The 18,428-nt window shown below is 38.4% G+C and carries 18 protein-coding genes; 5 read left to right on the forward strand and 13 right to left on the reverse strand.

The features are described from left to right. Positions 1 to 186 precede the first annotated feature (186 nt). From accA to dnaE, 5 genes are all read right to left on the reverse strand, one after another. Positions 187 to 1,164: an acetyl-CoA carboxylase carboxyl transferase subunit alpha gene (gene accA / locus J2Z40_RS09560; RefSeq protein ID WP_066396703.1), complete on the reverse strand. Its 978-nt coding sequence runs from the start codon at positions 1,162 to 1,164 to the stop codon at positions 187 to 189. Next, positions 1,158 to 1,967 carry an acetyl-CoA carboxylase, carboxyltransferase subunit beta gene (gene accD, locus J2Z40_RS09565; RefSeq protein ID WP_066399462.1) on the reverse strand — a complete coding sequence of 270 codons (810 nt, stop codon included), beginning with the start codon at positions 1,965 to 1,967 and terminating at the stop codon, positions 1,158 to 1,160. Before accD ends, accA begins: the two co-directional genes overlap by 7 nt. Before the next feature lie 202 nt (positions 1,968 to 2,169). Further along, positions 2,170 to 2,793, reverse strand: coding sequence for a GntR family transcriptional regulator (locus J2Z40_RS09570; RefSeq protein ID WP_066396705.1), 624 nt, complete (start codon positions 2,791 to 2,793; stop codon positions 2,170 to 2,172). Positions 2,794 to 2,802: 9 nt separating this feature from the next. Next, positions 2,803 to 4,041, reverse strand: coding sequence for an NADP-dependent malic enzyme (gene ystJ, locus J2Z40_RS09575; protein ID WP_066396707.1), 1,239 nt, complete (start codon positions 4,039 to 4,041; stop codon positions 2,803 to 2,805). A gap of 187 nt (positions 4,042 to 4,228) precedes the next feature. After that, positions 4,229 to 7,591, reverse strand: a complete 3,363-nt coding sequence (dnaE, locus tag J2Z40_RS09580) for a DNA polymerase III subunit alpha (protein WP_066396709.1) — start codon at positions 7,589 to 7,591, stop codon at positions 4,229 to 4,231. Positions 7,592 to 7,778: 187 nt separating this feature from the next. Here dnaE and ytrH point away from each other — a divergent pair, with 187 nt between their 5' ends. Next, entirely contained in the window at positions 7,779 to 8,111 is a 333-nt protein-coding gene (gene ytrH / locus J2Z40_RS09585) for a sporulation membrane protein YtrH (protein WP_066396711.1), read from the forward strand. Beyond that, positions 8,111 to 8,611 carry a sporulation membrane protein YtrI gene (ytrI, locus tag J2Z40_RS09590; protein WP_066396717.1) on the forward strand — a complete coding sequence of 167 codons (501 nt, stop codon included), beginning with the start codon at positions 8,111 to 8,113 and terminating at the stop codon, positions 8,609 to 8,611. The genes ytrH and ytrI overlap by 1 nt, the downstream gene beginning before the upstream one ends. Before the next feature lie 49 nt (positions 8,612 to 8,660). Here the strand turns inward: ytrI and J2Z40_RS09595 are convergent, their stop codons facing one another. Further along, positions 8,661 to 9,596: a DHH family phosphoesterase gene (locus tag J2Z40_RS09595; RefSeq protein WP_066396724.1), complete on the reverse strand. Its 936-nt coding sequence runs from the start codon at positions 9,594 to 9,596 to the stop codon at positions 8,661 to 8,663. Positions 9,597 to 9,731: 135 nt separating this feature from the next. Between J2Z40_RS09595 and J2Z40_RS09600 the strand changes: the two genes are divergently transcribed. Beyond that, complete coding sequence (locus J2Z40_RS09600; protein ID WP_066396726.1) at positions 9,732 to 10,028, forward strand: YtpI family protein; 297 nt, start codon at positions 9,732 to 9,734, stop codon at positions 10,026 to 10,028. 73 nt (positions 10,029 to 10,101) lie between these two features. Here the strand turns inward: J2Z40_RS09600 and J2Z40_RS09605 are convergent, their stop codons facing one another. From J2Z40_RS09605 to J2Z40_RS09615, 3 genes are all read right to left on the reverse strand, one after another. Then, entirely contained in the window at positions 10,102 to 11,418 is a 1,317-nt protein-coding gene (locus J2Z40_RS09605) for a CBS domain-containing protein (RefSeq protein WP_066396728.1), read from the reverse strand. A gap of 103 nt (positions 11,419 to 11,521) precedes the next feature. After that, positions 11,522 to 11,767, reverse strand: a complete 246-nt coding sequence (locus tag J2Z40_RS09610; RefSeq protein ID WP_425351387.1) for a hypothetical protein — start codon at positions 11,765 to 11,767, stop codon at positions 11,522 to 11,524. Positions 11,768 to 11,857: 90 nt separating this feature from the next. Then, positions 11,858 to 12,538: a metal-dependent hydrolase gene (locus J2Z40_RS09615; protein ID WP_066396736.1), complete on the reverse strand. Its 681-nt coding sequence runs from the start codon at positions 12,536 to 12,538 to the stop codon at positions 11,858 to 11,860. Between the two features lie 197 nt (positions 12,539 to 12,735). Between J2Z40_RS09615 and J2Z40_RS09620 the strand changes: the two genes are divergently transcribed. Then, on the forward strand, positions 12,736 to 13,833 hold the full coding sequence (locus J2Z40_RS09620) for a M24 family metallopeptidase (protein WP_066396739.1): 1,098 nt from the start codon (positions 12,736 to 12,738) through the stop codon (positions 13,831 to 13,833). Positions 13,834 to 13,872: 39 nt separating this feature from the next. On the opposite strand, the gene J2Z40_RS09625 is transcribed toward J2Z40_RS09620, so the two are convergent. Further along, complete coding sequence (locus J2Z40_RS09625; protein ID WP_162840496.1) at positions 13,873 to 14,037, reverse strand: hypothetical protein; 165 nt, start codon at positions 14,035 to 14,037, stop codon at positions 13,873 to 13,875. Positions 14,038 to 14,150: 113 nt separating this feature from the next. On the opposite strand from J2Z40_RS09625, the gene J2Z40_RS09630 reads away from it, so the two are divergent. After that, entirely contained in the window at positions 14,151 to 14,603 is a 453-nt protein-coding gene (locus J2Z40_RS09630; RefSeq protein ID WP_066396750.1) for a universal stress protein, read from the forward strand. Between the two features lie 244 nt (positions 14,604 to 14,847). Here the strand turns inward: J2Z40_RS09630 and J2Z40_RS09635 are convergent, their stop codons facing one another. The 3 genes from J2Z40_RS09635 to J2Z40_RS09645 form a co-directional block, all read right to left on the reverse strand. Then, a complete protein-coding gene (locus J2Z40_RS09635; RefSeq protein ID WP_066396755.1) occupies positions 14,848 to 15,156 on the reverse strand; it encodes a DUF2087 domain-containing protein in 309 nt (102 codons plus the stop codon). Positions 15,157 to 15,753: 597 nt separating this feature from the next. Then, entirely contained in the window at positions 15,754 to 17,145 is a 1,392-nt protein-coding gene (gene argH, locus J2Z40_RS09640) for an argininosuccinate lyase (RefSeq protein ID WP_066396756.1), read from the reverse strand. Continuing rightward, the gene (locus J2Z40_RS09645; RefSeq protein WP_066396758.1) at positions 17,142 to 18,350 is read right to left on the reverse strand and encodes an argininosuccinate synthase; all 1,209 of its coding nucleotides are present in this window, start codon (positions 18,348 to 18,350) and stop codon (positions 17,142 to 17,144) included. Before J2Z40_RS09645 ends, argH begins: the two co-directional genes overlap by 4 nt. Positions 18,351 to 18,428: the final 78 nt, after the last annotated feature.

Consider the following 18,428-nt stretch of genomic DNA (forward strand, 5'->3'; position numbering starts at 1 on the left):
ACTATTCATGTCCTTCAAAGGGCATTCCTCCTTCTATGGCGAGGTAAAGTGGTCGGGAAACCAACTTTATCCTACCATATGAAGTGAGGTTTTTTAATACCACGCTTGAAGCTCTTTAGAACCCCCGGCATAGCCAGGGGTTTTCGAACCCATAATAAGGAAAAACGTGCAAAAAGCACGTTTTTTCTAGTTTACTCCTATAAACTCCTTTATAAAAGAGTATTTACCAATTGATTTATATTTATCATAGCGATGAGCAACTAATTGCTCCTTGCTATACGCTCTAAGTTCCTTTAAAGACTGCATAAGAACAAAATCAATTTCTTCTGCCTGTGCCGCTACATCTTTATGGGCACCGCCCTTTACTTCTGGAATTACTTGATCCACAATTCCTAATTCCTTTAAGTCAGGAGCTGTAATTTTCATGCTTTCTGCTGCTTTTTTTGCTTGCGTTGCATCCCGCCACAAAATGGAAGCAGCTCCTTCAGGGGAGATAACAGAGTAAGTAGAGTTTTCGAGCATATGAATTTGGTTGCCTACACCTAATGCTAACGCACCACCACTTCCACCTTCTCCAATGACGATGCAGATTACAGGCACCTGCAAGCTAGCCATTTCAAATAGATTGCGCGCTATTGCTTCACTTTGCCCACGCTCTTCTGCTGCTTTTCCTGGATAAGCACCTTTTGTATCAATAAAGCAAATAATAGGTCTTCCAAATTTATCTGCTTGTTTCATAAGTCTAAGCGCTTTGCGATAGCCTTCTGGATGTGGCATCCCAAAGTTTCTGCGAATATTTTCCTTCGTATCTTTCCCACGCTGATGCCCGATGACAGTGACTGGAAGCCCTTTATATTTAGCAATCCCGCCAACAATCGCTTCATCATCCCCATATGTTCGATCTCCATGACATTCGAAAAAGTCGGTAAAAAGGAGAGCAATATAATCTAATGTAGTTGGACGTCCAGGGTGACGAGCAATCTGAACTCGATCCCACGGCTTCATATTTTCATATATATCAATCTCTAATTTTTTCAAGCGCAGTTCAAGCTTCTCTATTTCAGAAGTTAAATCGACATCTGCATCCTTTGTAAATTCTTTCAGTTCTGTGATTTTCTTTCTTAGTTCGGTTACTGGCTTTTCAAATTCAAGCTCCCCTACCATTCGGGTTCACCACCTTGTTGATGCATAGATAAAATATTTGCTACCTTTTCCTTCAGCTCTACTCTTGAAATCACCGCATCTAATTGTCCATGCTTTAGAAGAAACTCTGCTGTTTGGAAATCCTCTGGCAAGTCTTCACGAATCGTTTGTTCAATAATCCGTCTGCCCGCAAAGCCGATTAACGCACCTGGTTCTGCAAGATTATAATCACCTAGTGAAGCAAAGCTCGCCGAAACACCACCAGTTGTTGGATGCGTCATTATTGAGATAATCAGTCCACCATTGTCACTAAACCTTTTCAACGCAACACTTGTTTTAGCCATTTGCATTAAACTTAGCACACCTTCTTGCATTCTCGCACCGCCTGAGGCTGTAAAAATAACAAATGGAACAGCTAATTCGTCCGCCTTTTCTATCGCCTGCGTAATTTTTTCTCCTACTACAGATCCCATGCTTCCCATACGGAATGTAGAATCCATTACAGCTACGGCAATCACTTGACCTTCTACTGCACCAATTCCTGTCACAACGGCTTCATTAATGGCTGTCTTTTTTCTGTCCTTCTCAACTTTCTCAAGATAATCCGGAAAATTCAATGGGTTTTCTGAGATCATCCCTGCATTTAATTCTTCAAAACTATTTTCATCAAGGAAACTATCCAATCGTTCTTTTGAATTCATAGAATGATGGTATTGGCAGTGGAAACAAACTTTTAAATTTTTGATTAGTTCTTTCGAATACATGATTTTTTTACAGTTCGGACATTTCGTCATGATTCCTTCGGGTACATCCTGCTTTGCCATTTCTGAAGGAATTGTCGCATATTTCTTCTTCTTTGATTTTGTAAAAACTTTTAGCAAAGTGAAACCTCCCCATAATGCAAACGATTAAGTGGTCTGACCACCTACGGCAAAAAATATTCTCCTTAATAAAATTCGGAGCATAGCCTGTCTTATCTTATTCACTATAAAATAAATTGGTTACAAAATGTGCAAAAAATTGTCGTTAAATATTCGACAATTTTCTCAATGTTCGATATGCTTCTCTTACCTCAGATTCTCGCCTATTTAACAATGCCTCAATCAATTGGGAATAATCCGTTTTTTTAGGCGTTTCCTGTGCTATTTGAAGAGAGTTATAATAATCCTTTAAAATTGTCCATATTCTTAAAAATAAATGATTTTTAGCATATTGAACTACTTTTAAGAAGAATTCATCATCTGTATAAGTGGCAGTTTCAGCCCACACCTTCAGTTCAGTTAGCTCATTGTCGGTTGCCTTATACATATTTAACCATAGACAATCAATCTCGATTAAATACTTCGTCTCCATAATATCCTTTTTCGCTTTATCATCTTGCAAAATGAACGTGCTTAATAATTGGACAAGCTGATGTCCTTCAAAGTCACGAATAAATGTGCCTTCGCCTCTTCTTGTTTCAATTAGACCAAGCAGTTCAAGGGCTCTAAGTCCTTCCCGAACAGACGAGCGCCCTACATTTAGGCGCTCTGATAGTTCACGTTCAGAAGGTAATTTATCCCCAGGCTTAAGATGATTCTTTTCGATTAATAGCCTTAGTTGTTTAACAATTTCCACATAAACTTTCGAATCACTGTTGGGCTTGCTCACGTTAATTAATCACTCACTTTTCCCAATAACAGCTAAATTTCTCGTTTTTTCTTTAATTATTTCTGGATCCACTTTCAAACGTGCAACACCTGTTTCCATTGCCGCTCTTGCGACTGCTGCTGCAACCTCTGGAGCGACTCTTGGATCAAATGGCGCCGGAATCACATAATCCGTATTTAATTCTTCCTCACTTACTAAATTAGCAATTGCTTCCACAGCTGCAATTTTCATTTTTTCATTAATGTGAGTTGCTCGTACATCTAAAGCGCCTCGGAAAATCCCAGGGAATGCAAGTACATTATTCACTTGGTTTGGAAAGTCAGATCTTCCAGTACCAATAACAGATGCCCCCGCCGCTTTTGCATCTTCAGGCATAATTTCTGGAACTGGATTTGCCATTGCAAAAATAATCGGTGCCTCATTCATCGTTTCAACCATTTCTTTTGTTAATGATCCTGCTGCTGAAACACCAATAAAGACGTCTGCCCCTTGAATTACATCTGCAAGACTGCCTTGTTTATTCTCACGATTTGTGTATTTTGCAACTTCATTCTTAATATCGTTCATTCCATCAGAACGACCTTCATAAATAGCTCCTTTTCGGTCACACATGATAATATCTCTCACACCATATGAGTAAAGAAGCTTGATGATGGCAATACCGGCAGCACCTGCCCCGTTCGCCACTACTTTAATTTCATTTATTTTCTTTCCATTAATCTTTAATGCATTCACAAGGCCTGCAACCGTTACAATCGCTGTTCCATGCTGGTCATCATGAAAAACAGGTATATTTGCTTCTTTCTTTAGTCGTTCTTCAATTTCAAAGCAACGTGGTGCAGCAATATCCTCTAAGTTAACGCCACCAAATGTCGGTTCTAGTAACTTAACTGTTTCTACTATTTTATCAACATCTGTTGTATTTAAGCAGATAGGGAATGCATCCACGCCTGCAAAGCTTTTAAATAGTACAGCCTTCCCTTCCATTACTGGAAGCGCCGCTTCTGGCCCAATATTTCCAAGACCAAGTACAGCCGTTCCATCTGAAACAACAGCAACCATATTGCCCTTCATCGTATATTCATATACGGTTTCTGGCTTATCATAGATTTCTTTACAAGGCTCGGCAACACCAGGAGAATAGGCAAGACTCAAATCTCTTGCATTTTTCACTTCTACCTTAGACTTTGATTCTAATTTTCCCTTATTTATCCTATGCATATGAAGTGCTTCTTCACGTAAAGTCATCTAAATACCACTCCTTATTTTTTAGCCAGTCATTATTATCACTTTATACTAAAAAAACTATAAGTAAAATAAGCTAAATGCTGATTATTCGAATGATAGTTTCTAGCCTACAGCTCAAGTGTTTTATCATAGGTGGTCTGACCATTACTCTTAACAAATATACCATAAATGATGAGGTTGTAAAGTGCTAGCGTTTAAGGATAACATTATTTCCCCCAAGTATATCTTTTAATTTATTTATTAGTTGGGCTGACGGTTGAATAAGATCCTCTTCCCCTAAACGAATGCTCTTTTTCGTGCTTTCATAATAAATAACGACTTGAATATTTCCAGCATTTTGTCTAAATACATTTTTTAACTCATAGAGTAAATCCCTTTTTTCTAATTCCTTTGTTATTTTCAAATACAAAATAGGGTCTTTCTGTTCTTCCTTCTCAATCGCCGCTTGAACATCTTCAAGCACCTGGACAACCAATTGTCGTTTTCCATCTCGTTCTTCTATCTTTCCTTCTATAAATAGGACACTTCCTTGATTTAATAAGGAGGAGAAGCGAGTATATTCATTTGGAAATACGACGGCCTCCATCTCATCTGTTTGGTCACTAATAGACAGAAAAGCCATTGGAACACCTTTTTTTGTACGGATTTTTTTTACCTCGGTCAAATAAACAATCGATCGACCTTTCTTAACTGGTGGTGCTAATTTGAAAAGAGGCTGTGCATTTAAAATGGCAAATTTCTCTTCATATATAGATACGGGATGGTTAGAGAGGTAAAGTCCAAGCACTTCCCTTTCAAGCGCAAGCTTTTCTTCATTTGGGATTCTTTCCACCTTCGTATACTTTGGTTTTGGAAAAAAGTCATCTGTTGAAAAGAAGTCCCCTTGGTCATCTTCAATCTTCATTAATTGGGCATGGTCAATCGCAGCATCCAGACTTGCTAATAAAACGGCTCGATCTTCTCCAAATTCATCCATACTGCCAGAATGGATAAGTGCTTCGATTACTTTACGGTTCATCGCTTTTGAGGGAACTCGAATACATAAATCAAATAGATCTTCAAAACGTTGATTTTTCCGCTTCTGGAAGATTTCCTTCAGCACAGCAGCGCCAACCCATTTAATTGCTGCTAGGCTGTATCGAATCGCCTCTTTTTCAACAGTAAAGGAATAACCACTATAATTAATTGAAGGAGGGAGAACCTTAAGGCTCATTTGCTTTAGCTCTCTAATATATTGAGAAACCTTTCCTTCATTCCCAATAGCTGATGTTAGAAGTGCAGCCATAAAATGAAGGGGATAGTGTGCCTTTAAATAGGCTAACTGATAGGAAATAAAACTATAGGCTACCGCATGGCTTCGGTTAAAACCATAATTGGCAAAACGCACAATTAAATTGTAAATTTCATCCGCTGTTTTTTCATCATAGCCCTTACGCAAGGCTCCACTTATAAAGTGGGCTCTTTCCCTATCAAGTACTTCCTTTTGTTTCTTGCTAACTGCTCGTCTTAAGAGATCCGCCTCACCGAGCGTAAATCCTGCCATCCTAGCAGCAATTTGCATAATCTGTTCCTGATAGACGATAACACCGTATGTATTCTCAAGAATCGGTATTAAATCCTGATGCAAGTATTCGATCTTCTTCTTCCCATGCTTTCTATCGATGAATAAGGGGATATTTTCCATTGGGCCTGGTCGATACAACGCGTTTACAGCAACAATATCTTCAAAGCAATTCGGTCGAAGCCTTTTTAATACATTTCTCATTCCCTCTGACTCTAGCTGAAAAATACCTGATGTCTCCCCTTTACAAAGGAGCTGAAAGGTTGCTTTATCATTCAATGGAATGGACGTAATTGCTAATTTCTGTCCTGTTTTTCGTTGGATCGATGATAATATATTTTCAATGAATGTTAAATTTCGCAGCCCTAAGAAATCCATCTTTAATAGACCAATATCTTCTAAGTGCTCCATTGAATATTGGGTTAAATACACTTGGTCATGTCCACTCTGGATTGGGATCACATTCACTAAAGGATTTTCACTAATTACGACCCCAGCCGCATGTGTCGATGTATGTCTAGGCAGCCCTTCAAGCTTCAATGCTGTATCAAACAACTTGCGGTTCATGCTCGATTCATTTACGAAATCCTTTAATGATGCTGACTCTGTATAGGCATTCTTCAAAGTGATGCCCAGCTTTTGTGGGACTTTTTTTGATAGACTATCAAGTTCCTTTACGCTTAATCCAAATGCCCTGCCTACATCTCGTAGGGAAGCTTTTGCTGCAAGAGTCCCAAATGTAATAATCTGTGCCACATGCAGCTCGCCATATTTCTGTGAGACATATTTTATCACTTCATCTCTGCGATGATCTGGAAAGTCGATATCAATATCAGGCATAGAGATCCGCTCAGGGTTTAAAAATCGCTCAAATAATAATTGATGCTCAATTGGATCGACATCAGTAATTGATAGTACATAAGCAACCATCGATCCTGCCGCTGATCCCCTGCCAGGCCCTGTTAGAATTCCATGATCCTTCGCAAACTTCATGAAGTCCCATACGATTAAGAAGTAATCACTAAACTTCATTTTTTTGATAATTTGAAGTTCATATTCCAGTCGTTCATAATGCTCATCAGTTGGGTGAGTATACCGTTCCTTAAAGCCTTGCTGGCAAATTTCTTCAAGAAGATCATCTGCATGACGGTTGCCTTCAACTGGATATTTAGGTAAATGCTGCTCATTTAACTTGAGCATGACATTGCATTTTTCTGCAATTTTCACCGTGTTCTTCAGTGCATCTGGGTAAGCTGTGAATAATTCAGCCATTTCATCTGCTGTTTTCAAGTAGTATTCCTTACTCTTTAGCCTCTCCCAATCGTCATCCTGAAGTTTGACCCCATTCTTGATCGCCAATAAGCATTCCTGCGCAAAAGCATCGTCTTTAGATAAGTAGTGTACTTGATTCGTTGCCGCTAATTCAATCTTCAGTTCCTTTGCTATTCTTATTAAGTCCTGACCTATTCTAATTTCCTCATCGATCCGGTGATCATGCAGTGCTAAATAAAAATCGTTCTTTTCAAATAACTGGCTATATGTACGAGCAGCCTGCTTTGCTTTTTCATATTCTTCATTTGCTAGATATTGTTCAACTTCCCCTTCCAATCCAGGAGTAATCGCAATTAAACCTTGCGAATAAGCTTTTAACCATTTAACTGGTATTCCCTCAGGTGATTTTGATTGAACAACACTTGTAATTTTTAATAGATTTTGAAAGCCGATTTGATTTTTTGCAAGCAGAACAATCGGATATGACTTGGAAGGAAGTTCGTCACTAAGCACATCAACAGTCAATCCCATAATGGGTTTAATCGATTGCTTTAAGCATTCCTTGTAAAATGAAACCGCCCCATACATAACATTCCGATCAGTTAATGCTAATGCACGAAAGCCTTTTCGTTTCGCATCAACAACTAATTGCTCTACCATTGCTGTGCTTGTCAGCAAGCTATACGCACTATATACATGAAGGTGAATAAATGACAAAACACTCACGTCCTTATTTCTTCTACTATATCTATTATAATTCGACTACGTAAAAAAGGAAAATACGTTCTCTTTTTGCTAAATAAATACTTTCGCGAATCATCATATTTTTAATGGTTTGTCCATATGATGGAATAGCAGATGATTTCCATTTATAAGGTCAATCTATAGGTAAGGGAATGATCACATGAAAATCCAGCCTTTTTTCGCAACTTTATTTGATAGTTATTTCATTGCTCTTGGTGTTTTAATTGGCGGTTCAATTATCGGAAGCCTAGCTGCATTTCTTACAGGAAAGCCTCCATTAACAGAGGCCTACCGGATTTCAAATATCATCCGAATTTGGGCAATTATTGCCGCCATAGGCGGGACATTCGATACTGTATATAGCTTTGAAAAAGGGCTACTAGATGGAGGAACAAAAGATATTTTCAAACAATTCCTCTTAATTCTTTCAGCCATGGGCGGGGCTCAGACAGGCGCACTCTTAATTAACTGGCTTACACAGGAGCATATTTAATGAGAATTCCTCCATATTATCGCCAGCCTGTCTGGCAGCGCTTTATCGCTGGACTAGCCATCGGCGGAATGATTAGCTGGTTTGTATTCTTGTATATATTTGGTGAGTGGCAAGAGAGGTACAGCAAACAGATCGCAAAACAGGAAGAAGATATTGCTGACCTACAAAAGGATATAGTCATCTGGCAAGAGGAATTTAAAGAGCTAAATAAAAAAAATCGCGAGCTATTGACCATTCAAGATATAAAAATAAAAATATCAAACAGTGAGAAATATAAGCTTGACTCTTTTAGCGTATTTGAAATAGAGGATGAAATAAAAGAGGATATTGGAAATATGAAAGCGAAAGACATTGATACTGTCTATAAAAGCAAAGAATTGATCAAGAAGATCATCCGAAATAAGGTGATTAAAGTAAATGAAAAGCGTTATCGCCTTGAGGTAAGGGACATGGTCATCTATACGACATTAGAAATTCATCTTGAGATTTTACTGGATTGAGAACCTATTAATAATAAAATGAGTTGCCCGGCCATTAGCCGGGCATCTATTAATTTCCGCATACTGCTTCCAATTCCTTTATGACTGAGCCCATATCATCCCAAGAATAGATGGATGCACCTGCTGCAAGAGGATGTCCCCCCCCTTGATAATTTCTTGCAATTTCATTGATAATCGGCCCTTTTGAACGCAGTCTCACACGGATTTGATCCTCTTCTTCGATAAAAAACACCCACGCTTTAATCCCCGCGATATTTCCTAGCGTACCGACGAGAAGTGAAGCTTCAGAGGCCTTCACTTGATACTCCTCCAATAATTCCTTTCGTAAAACCATTACAGCTACTCCATTTTGATTCATTTCAAAATTTTGCAGGACATAGCCATTTAACTTCACAACATTTGGAGATAATTCATACATTTTGTCAAAGAGCTCTGGACGAGAGAAGTTATAATGAATCAGTTCTCCTGCGTAAGCAAATGTTTTTCTTGAAGTGCTTGGAAACAAGAATCTCCCTGTGTCTCCTACTATCCCTGCAAACAAAAGTCTTGCTGCCTCATCTGATAGTTTTAATCCATCATCTTTTCCTGAAAGATAGAATTCATAAATCATTTCACTAACAGAACTTGCATCTGTATCTACCCACATCATGTCCCCATATGGATCCACATTTGGATGATGGTCAATTTTGATTAATTTATCGCCAAGATGATAACGATCATCACAAATTCTCTCAGCATTTGCCGTATCACATACAATAACTAAAGCACCTTCATACGTATCATCTGGAATTTGATCGAGTCTTCGCAAGTAATGAAGTGTCTCTTCCTCTTGTCCAACCGTGTAAATATTCTTGTCTGGAAAGGATGCTTTTAGAATTTCAGCAAGTCCTCCTTGTGATCCATATGCATCTGGATCAGGACGTACATGACGATGAATAATAATCGTTTCATATTGTTTAATAGTCGCTAAAATTTTTTCTTTCATCATTATCTCCTTTGTTTTACTTAACCCCACAAGCAATTTAATCATTGGACATAGAAATTATTTAGCTATTAATAGCATTTTTGTCTATTTGCCGTTAAAATATAAAGAGATTGACGAATCATGGAGGTTAATAGTATGCCTATATTAGTTATATTAATCATTTTCTCATTTGCTTTTTACTTAGTCTACAAAGTAAAATATGTGCGCAGTAGACGTCCAGCAGAAAGAAAGTGGCTTTCTTCAAAATCAAGCATCGCTCTCGGTCTCTTTGTTGCTTTATTCGGTGTAAACCAGTTCTTTTTAAATGGCAACACTGTCACATATATTGTCGCTGTTGTTTTTATTCTAATTGGTGGATTTAGCATATATGCTGGGTTCAAATCGTATAAACATTATTTGCCTCTTGCTGCAAAAGAAGCGAAAGAAGCGTAATTTTCTTATTGCTAAAGACGTTCCATTTGGAACGTCTTTTGTTTTTTTACAAACCTTCAGCGATTTTGTTTTGTTATCTTTCAATCAGTTGGCACATCATCATTGCTTTTCCTACGAGTACCCCTTCATTGAATACTTCAACATCGACTTTCCCAAATTTCCTCCCCACTTCAAGGATTTTCGGGAAAATTTCTAGCATGCTTTCAATTTGAACAGGTTTAATGAAATAGATTGTTATATTCTCAACAACTAAATCACCTTTTTTGTAATTCCTTAATGCCCTGCTAGCAGCTTCTGTCACAATCGTCGTAAAGACCCCATATGAAATCGCTCCTAGATAGTTAGTCATCTGTGGAGTCACTTCGCATCGATAAACATCGTCAGCCTTTGTTTTTCCTCGTGTAAGTACAAGCTGATTCGTTACAATATCATCAATGGTCTCACCGACTTGGGGTTGGCGCTGAATCATCTGAAGAGCTTTCAGAACATCCTGCCTACTAATAATCCCTTCAAGTCTATTCGAATCATCGACAACAGGAAGTACTTCAATCCCTTCCCATACCATTATATGAGATGAAGAAGCGACACTTGTCTTTCCGCCAACAGTCATTGGGTTTTTTGTCATGATTTTATCAATAGGTGTTTCAGGACTATGCCCCATAATATCTTTAGAAGTGACCATACCAACCACTTTGGCGTTTTTATCAATAACAGGAAATCGGCTATGGAATGTTTCACGGTTCACTTTCAGCCAATCAGCGACCCGATCGGTTACGTTTACACTGATTGTATTCTCGACTGGTGTTAAAATATCCTCTACTAAGACAATTTCTTTCTTGATTAATTGGTCATAAATAGCCCGGTTAATCATTGTTGCAACAGTAAAAGTATCATAGCTGCTTGAAATAATCGGGAGCTGGAGTTCATCTGCTAGCTTCTTCACACTATCTTCGGTATCAAATCCGCCTGTAATTAACACTGCAGCACCAGCTTTTAAAGCTAGCTCATGTGCATTTACACGATTTCCTACAATCAGAAGACTGCCCGCATCTGTATAACGCATCATCGCATCTAGCTTCATCGCCCCGATAACAAACTTATTCAATGTTTTATGCAGTCCATCTCTTCCACCTAATACTTGACCATCAACAATATTTACTACTTCCGCAAAAGTGAGCTTTTCAATATTTTCCTTCTTCTTCCGTTCAATTCTTATTGTACCCACACGTTCAATCGTGCTGACATAGCCTTTATTCTCCGCTTCCTTAATTGCTCGATAGGCCGTTCCTTCACTGACTGTTAATGCCTTGGCAATCTGTCTAACAGATATTTTTTCCCCTACAGGCAGTTCATCGATATATTGTAAAATTTGTTCATGTTTCGTAGCCAAGACGTTCACCCTTTTTCTCGTATTCCTATAGGTTCATTATAAGGTTAGAAACGCCTGAAATACAATTCGATGTGGAAAAGTCATCAATTATATTTATTTACTATTAGAAGGAACGAGCTTTCTTTTTGTTTGTTTGAACAGGCCTTGCTTTCATTCGAGAATTTTTTTTGTTTGGTGAGTAAAGCATCGCAGTCAAATTACCAGCTATTACGATTAGAGCAAAGGCTAGCCATGAAATAGCGAATATTCCCTCAAGCCCTTCACTGAAAATAGAAAGCCTTGGCACTGCATAATATAGGAGAAGACCACAGACTAACAAGCAAAGCAAATAACGATTTTTATTCATCATTAAACCTCCTTGCACTTCTTCTTTAATATTTATGCGGACAGGCTGAATTCATGTATAAAAAAAGCGCAGTCAATAGCTGCGCTTTTTTCATTATAATTCAATTGCTTCTCCAACTTCTAAAACCTGACCAATTCCTTCATCAAGCATTTGAACAAATAAATGTGGATCCTGTTTAATCGGCGGGAACGTATTAAAGTGAATGGGAACAACCTTTTTTGCCCCTAAAATTTTTGCTGCATAGGCTGCATCCTCTGGACCCATTGTGAAATTATCACCAATCGGCAGGAATGCAAGATCAATTGGATGACGATCACCAATCAGCTTCATGTCTGAAAATAGTCCTGTATCCCCTGCATGGTAAATTGTTTTTCCTTCTATTGTGAGTAGAATCCCTGCTGGCATCCCTAGATAAATTATTTCATTGTTTTCAGTTTCTAAACCTGTCCCATGAAAAGCAGGTGTTAGCTTTACTTTTCCAAAATCAAATTCGTAGGCTCCGCCAATACTCATCCCATGTGTATTCACACCTTGCCATTCTAAATAGGTAGCCAATTCAAAATTGGCAATGACTAAGGAATTATTTTTCTTTGCTAGTTCAATCGTATCACCTAAATGGTCTCCATGACCATGTGTCACAAGAATCACATCAGGCTTAACATCCTCAACCTTTAAATCGGTTAAACCATTTCCATTAATAAATGGATCCATTAGAATCGTTTTCCCATTTGCTTCAATTTTTACAACAGAATGTCCGTGATAGGATACTTTCATTTTCATTCCCCTTTCAGATGCTATGCTATGATAGTCTACTTCAACGGAAATTGATTTTTTCCTGCCTTTAATTGCAATTGTTCTAACCAAAACATAAGAGGATGTCTCTCAGTGATCGTTTCGATTAATTTCTTAAAGTTTACTTTTACGCTTATAGTTGCTACTCTTTTTATATACACATTTAAGGAGGTCTACCTATGAATACACGATTAAATAAGCTATCCGATTGGATGAAAGAAAATGATGTACAAGTATGCTTTGTTTCTGCACCTGAGAATGTCTTTTATTTTAGCGGATTTTTAAGTGATCCTCATGAACGCCTTCTCGGTTTGGCCGTATTTCAAGAGGAGGAGCCTTTCCTTGTTTGTCCTGGAATGGAGGTTCCTGACGCAAAGAATGCTGGCTGGAGCAATGAAATTATCGGATATAGTGATATTGAAAATCCTTGGGAGCTTATACATAAGGCCATCAATAAGCGGATTTCAAACGTATCAAAAGTAGCAATTGAAAAAGAACATATGAATGTAGAACGATATGAAGCAATCTCCGGTCTCTTTACTGAAGCAACATTCGTTTCAGCTGAAGAAAAGCTAAGAAAACTGCGGATGGTTAAAGATGAGAAAGAGCTTGCATTGATCCGCGAAGCTTGTGAATTAGCTGATTTTGCTATTGAAGTAGGATGTGCAGAAATCAAAGAAGGCAAGACTGAGCTTGATGTATTAGCGGCTATTGAATATGCCTTGAAGAAAAAAGGCGTAAATGAAATGTCATTCTCCACAATGGTTCTCACTGGAGTAAATGGTGCTTCTCCTCATGGCACACCAGGCATGACGAAGATTCAGAAAGGCGATCTCGTTCTTTTTGACTTAGGTGTCGTCTGGAATGGCTATTGCTCAGATATTACAAGAACGGTTGCCTACGGGGATATTAATGACAAACAGAAGGAAATTTATGATACCGTATTAAAAGCACAGCTTGCAGCAGTTGAGGCAAGTAAGCCAGGCGTTGCCTGCTCTGAGGTTGACCTTACTGCAAGAAACATCATTGCGAAAGCAGGCTATGGTGAGTATTTCCCACATCGTCTCGGTCACGGCTTAGGCATTAGCGTGCACGAGTATCCTTCCTTAACAGAAACAAATTCCTTGTTGCTTGAAGAAGGAATGGTGTTCACAATTGAACCTGGCATCTACGTTCCAGACGTTGCTGGTGTTCGAATTGAAGATGATTTAGCCGTAACAAAGAATGGTGTAGAAATTCTAACTAAATTCCCGAAAGAGCTGCAAATTATAAAATAATAAAAAGGAAAGCTGTCACTCAAATGACAGCTTTCCTTTTTATTTCGTTTCTGCGTCTTCCTGTCCTGCATCTAGGTCAAAATTCGCATTCGACTGATCAATTACCCCGCTGTTATACACATCCATAATTTGTTCACTTACAATATTTGCCCCATCTTCATCAAAAAATAAATTCGCTTTATTTTCAGGTTCACGTTTGTTCATCCTGCACATCTCCTTTTATAAGTGAATTAAGACTGACTCTCTTATTGTTCGATTTTTAGCTACAGATATACGTCGAATGTTATTGTATAATAAAGGAAAAGGAGGAGATTTATATGGGTATGAAATATAAGAAGATTCTTGTTGCTGTAGATGGTTCAACTGAGGCAGAATGGGCTTTTAAGAAAGCGATTGAAGTAGCCAAAAGAAATGATTCATATATCCTGCTAGCTCATATTATCGATACTCGCACGTTTGCAACGGTAGAAGCCTATGACCGCACGATTGCTGAAAGAGCGGACATGTTTGCAAGAGAATTAATGGAAAAATACAAAAGCGAAGCAATAGAAGCAGGTGTCGCTCAAGTAGATTTTGTCGTAGACTACGGTTCTCCGAAGATTAAAATTCCAAAAGATATTGCTAAAAAGCATGAAGTAGACCTAATCATTTGTGGTGCTACAGGGATGAATGCTGTTGAGCGCTTCTTAATCGGCAGCGTTTCTGAAAATATTACCCGACATGCTCAATGTGATGTATTAGTTGTTAGAACGCATAAGGAAGAGGAATGAACAAAAGCGCAGGCGCCTCGATCATCGCCGTACAAACTGGAAGGACTGCGACTGAGATAAAGGAAACACGGTGAGCGTAAGCGAACCGATGTTGACTTATCGTAGGGAGCAGTACTGAAGTTTGATAGGCGATAGGCGCCGAAGCTGGACGTAGACTAAACTACTCATAAAGTTATACACAACGTGCGATTTTATAGTTTCCTAAACGAGAACAAAATGATGCATGGAGAAGTTTATCCATGCATCATTTTTTATCGTCTGTTAAATCCTCATTTACCCAATAATCCCTGCCATCCTTGCTTCTTTTAAGTAATTGATAATCGATCAAATATCTTCTTAAAAGGGCAAAATCAGCGTAAATACAAGACAATCTTTCATTCACTTCCTTTTCCGAATAAGTGACTCCACTCTCGAACTTCTTAATTAATTCTAAAAAAATAATGACCTTTCTTTTCTCTTTACTTGGCAGTTCTTTCAGTATGCCATCTTTGAAGAATGCTTCCATTGTCTTCGTTCTTTCCACTTCAGTAAACGTGAACTTTTTAATGTACATTAGCAACATCTCCTCACAGCCATAACTTTTTATCGCATCTCTGCGATTTCCTTCTCATTAAGAATATATTTATGTATAATGGATATATATTAAAGAGAGAAGTGCAGCAAACACTTCTCCCTGCAGCCTCTACCGTCAGGGTGGCTGGTTGTCAAGTTAAGTTACCTTTTGTGAGAACCCCCCTTAAGCTTGCGACGGCGTAGGGTGGTTTTCTTGTTTTCTAGAATGTTCCTCCTAAAGAAATATGCACCAACTTCTCGCATAATCCCTTTCAGAATTTCTCGTAGAATTTCAAGAAATGTTTCCATAATTATCACCTCCCTTCCTTTTCGGAAAGAAGTCTGATAACCAACCACCCAAACAATATTCAGCTGCCATTCTATTTTAGCATACTTATAATCGGAAATTTCTTAATTTTTAATAAAAACAGACTGGAAATAACTAATTTATCTGTGTCCAAAGCCAAATGATAAATTCACTTTTTTATTATATAAATACAGAAAGCCAAACTATTGTAGAATGCAGTGTTAGCATTTCTAATAATAGTTCGGCTTTTTTTAATTTATGAAAACCTTTTTCCCAGCCTCTTTCTATTCACTAATAAACCTCTTGATTCCTATTCAGCAATGCTTTTGCTTTTTCAAGTGCAATAGCCACTTGCTCAAATCCTGTTCCACCTGCACTATTTCTTCTTTTCACAGCAGTGACAGGATCTAACACTACATATATATCCTCTTCAAAAAGCGGATTCGCTTTCTGATATTCTGCTAATGGCAAATCACCAAGATAACAGCCTTGCTGGACACATGTTAGCACAAGCATTCCAACAATTTCATGAGCCTCTCTGAACGGAATCCCTTTATTTGATAGGTAATCAGCAAGTTCAGTTGCATTAGAAAAGTCTGTTCTCGTTGCTTTTTCCATAAAGTCTTTGTTCACCTTCATCGTTTGAACCATGCCAGCAAAGATTTTGAGTGAACCTGATACAGTTTTCACTGTATCAAACATGCCTTCTTTATCTTCTTGCATATCCTTATTATAGGCTAATGGCAATCCTTTAAGTACGGTTAGAAGCCCCATCAAGTTCCCGTAAACCCGACCAGTTTTCCCACGAATTAGCTCTGCCATATCTGGATTTTTCTTCTGTGGCATAATACTGCTTCCTGTTGCAAAGCTATCATCGAGTTCAATAAACTTAAATTCCTGGCTAGACCAAAGAATGAATTCTTCACTTAATCTTGATAAGTGCATCATTAAAGTAGATGAATTCGATAAAAACTCTAGAATGAAATCACGATCTGAAACAGCATCCAGACTATTTTCATAAAAGCCATCAAAACCAAGCAATTCAGCTGTTGCATTCCGATCAATCGGAAAAGTTGTCCCTGCTAATGCACCAGCACCTAATGGAGATAGATTTATTCGCTTTATGCTTTCATTGAAACGTTCTTTATCCCTTTCAAGCATCCAGAAATAAGCCATTAAATGGTGAGCAAATGAAATGGGCTGAGCTCTTTGAAGATGTGTATAGCCAGGCATAATCGTCTCAATATTCATTTCTGCCTGATGGATCAGTGCTTCCTGCATTTCCTGAATGAGTTCAATAATTACACGAACCTGCTTACGCAAGTATAAATGCATATCTGTTGCCACTTGATCATTTCTGCTTCTTGCTGTATGTAGCTTGCCCCCTACTGGACCAACAAGCTCTGTTAAAAAACTTTCAAGATTCAAGTGAATATCCTCTAATTTAACCGAGTAAGAAAGCTCCTCATTTTCCGCCTTCTGCTTAAGCAGCTTTAGCCCATCCTTAATCGTGCTTGCCTCTTCATCAGAAATAATTCCACATGTGGCTAGCATCGTTACATGCGCAAGGCTTCCTTCAATATCTTCCATCACTAATTGTTGGTCAAACGAAATGGAAGCGCCAAATTCATCGACCCATTCTTCAGCTGATTTTGTAAATCTGCCACCCCATAGCTTTTTCACACGGTCACCTTCTTATTCTTTTGAACAATGCTTTGCACTTTTGTTGGCAGACCCCAAAGCTTAATGAATCCAACAGCCGCATGATGGTCAAATTCATCCTCTGATGTGTAAGTGGCTAGCTTTTCATCATATAAAGAATATGGCGATTTTCTTCCTTCGACAATGGCATGGCCTTTAAATAATTTGACTCTTACAGTTCCTGTAACAAAGGTTTGTGTCTCTTGCAGAAAAGCCGCCAAAGCATTTTGCAGTGGAGAAAACCATAGTCCTTCATAAATAAGCTCTGCAATCTTTTTCTCAATGACTGGTTTGAAATGTGCCACTTCTTTTACAAGTGTTAAATCCTCGAGCTCTTTATGTGCTTGAATTAAAGTCATTGCTCCTGGACATTCATACACTTCACGTGACTTGATGCCGACAAGTCGATTTTCCACATGGTCAATTCTTCCAACCCCATGCTTTCCTGCGAGGGCATTTAATTCTAAAATAAGCTGTGATAGTGGGAATTGTTTTCCATTCAAACGGACAGGTACTCCTTTTTCAAAATCAATTTCTACAACATCAGGCGTATCAGGTGCCTCTGCTAAACTAACAGTCAGATCATATGCACCCTCAGGTGGAGCAGCCCATGGATCTTCCAAAATTCCACACTCATTGCTTCTTCCCCATAAATTTTGGTCAATAGAGTATGGCGAATCTAAATTAATTGGAATCGGAATATCCTTTTGCTTCGCATATTCAATCTCTTCTTCACGTGACCATTTCCACTCACGAACTGGAGCCAAAACTTCAAGTTCTGGATTTAATGCTTGGATGGCCACTTCAAAGCGCACTTGGTCATTTCCTTTGCCTGTACAGCCATGAGCAACAGCAACTGCGCCTTCCTTTTCAGCAACTTCCACAAGCTTCTTCGCAATAAGCGGACGTGAAAGTGCAGAGATTAATGGATACTTATTTTCATAGAGTGCATGAGCTTGCAGGGCCATTAATGCATATTCATTCGCAAATTCTTCCTTAGCATCAATGACATACGATTGTATGGCTCCAACAGTTAACGCTTTTTCTTGAATAAACTGAAGATCCTTTCCTTCCCCTACATCTAAACAGCATGCAACCACTGAATAACCTTGATCTCCTAACCATTTAATTGCTACTGAAGTATCTAAACCGCCTGAATAAGCAAGTACGACTTTCGGATTTGACATCTTTTTTCCTCCTTATTTTATGAATAATTATTCTTATGATGTTATTTTTATTCATTTATATTTAATAAGATATCACAC

This window comes from Cytobacillus eiseniae, assembly GCF_017874625.1.
Lineage (GTDB): Bacteria > Bacillota > Bacilli > Bacillales > Cytobacillaceae > Cytobacillus > Cytobacillus eiseniae.

Excerpts from the sequence above, each read along its gene's own strand:
- accA (WP_066396703.1), bottom strand. The coding sequence starts at position 1,164 with ATGGTAGGGGAGCTTGAATTTGAAAAGCCAGTAACCGAACTAAGAAAG.
- accD (WP_066399462.1), bottom strand. The coding sequence starts at position 1,967 with ATGGCAAAGCAGGATGTACCCGAAGGAATCATGACGAAATGTCCGAAC.
- ystJ (WP_066396707.1), bottom strand. The coding sequence starts at position 4,041 with ATGACTTTACGTGAAGAAGCACTTCATATGCATAGGATAAATAAGGGA.
- ytrH (WP_066396711.1), top strand. The coding sequence starts at position 7,779 with ATGAAAATCCAGCCTTTTTTCGCAACTTTATTTGATAGTTATTTCATT.
- ytrI (WP_066396717.1), top strand. The coding sequence starts at position 8,111 with ATGAGAATTCCTCCATATTATCGCCAGCCTGTCTGGCAGCGCTTTATC.
- J2Z40_RS09595 (WP_066396724.1), bottom strand. The coding sequence starts at position 9,596 with ATGAAAGAAAAAATTTTAGCGACTATTAAACAATATGAAACGATTATT.
- J2Z40_RS09600 (WP_066396726.1), top strand. The coding sequence starts at position 9,732 with ATGCCTATATTAGTTATATTAATCATTTTCTCATTTGCTTTTTACTTA.
- J2Z40_RS09610 (WP_425351387.1), bottom strand. The coding sequence starts at position 11,767 with ATGATGAATAAAAATCGTTATTTGCTTTGCTTGTTAGTCTGTGGTCTT.
- J2Z40_RS09615 (WP_066396736.1), bottom strand. The coding sequence starts at position 12,538 with ATGAAAGTATCCTATCACGGACATTCTGTTGTAAAAATTGAAGCAAAT.
- J2Z40_RS09620 (WP_066396739.1), top strand. The coding sequence starts at position 12,736 with ATGAATACACGATTAAATAAGCTATCCGATTGGATGAAAGAAAATGAT.
- J2Z40_RS09625 (WP_162840496.1), bottom strand. The coding sequence starts at position 14,037 with ATGAACAAACGTGAACCTGAAAATAAAGCGAATTTATTTTTTGATGAA.
- J2Z40_RS09630 (WP_066396750.1), top strand. The coding sequence starts at position 14,151 with ATGGGTATGAAATATAAGAAGATTCTTGTTGCTGTAGATGGTTCAACT.
- J2Z40_RS09635 (WP_066396755.1), bottom strand. The coding sequence starts at position 15,156 with ATGTACATTAAAAAGTTCACGTTTACTGAAGTGGAAAGAACGAAGACA.
- J2Z40_RS09645 (WP_066396758.1), bottom strand. The coding sequence starts at position 18,350 with ATGTCAAATCCGAAAGTCGTACTTGCTTATTCAGGCGGTTTAGATACT.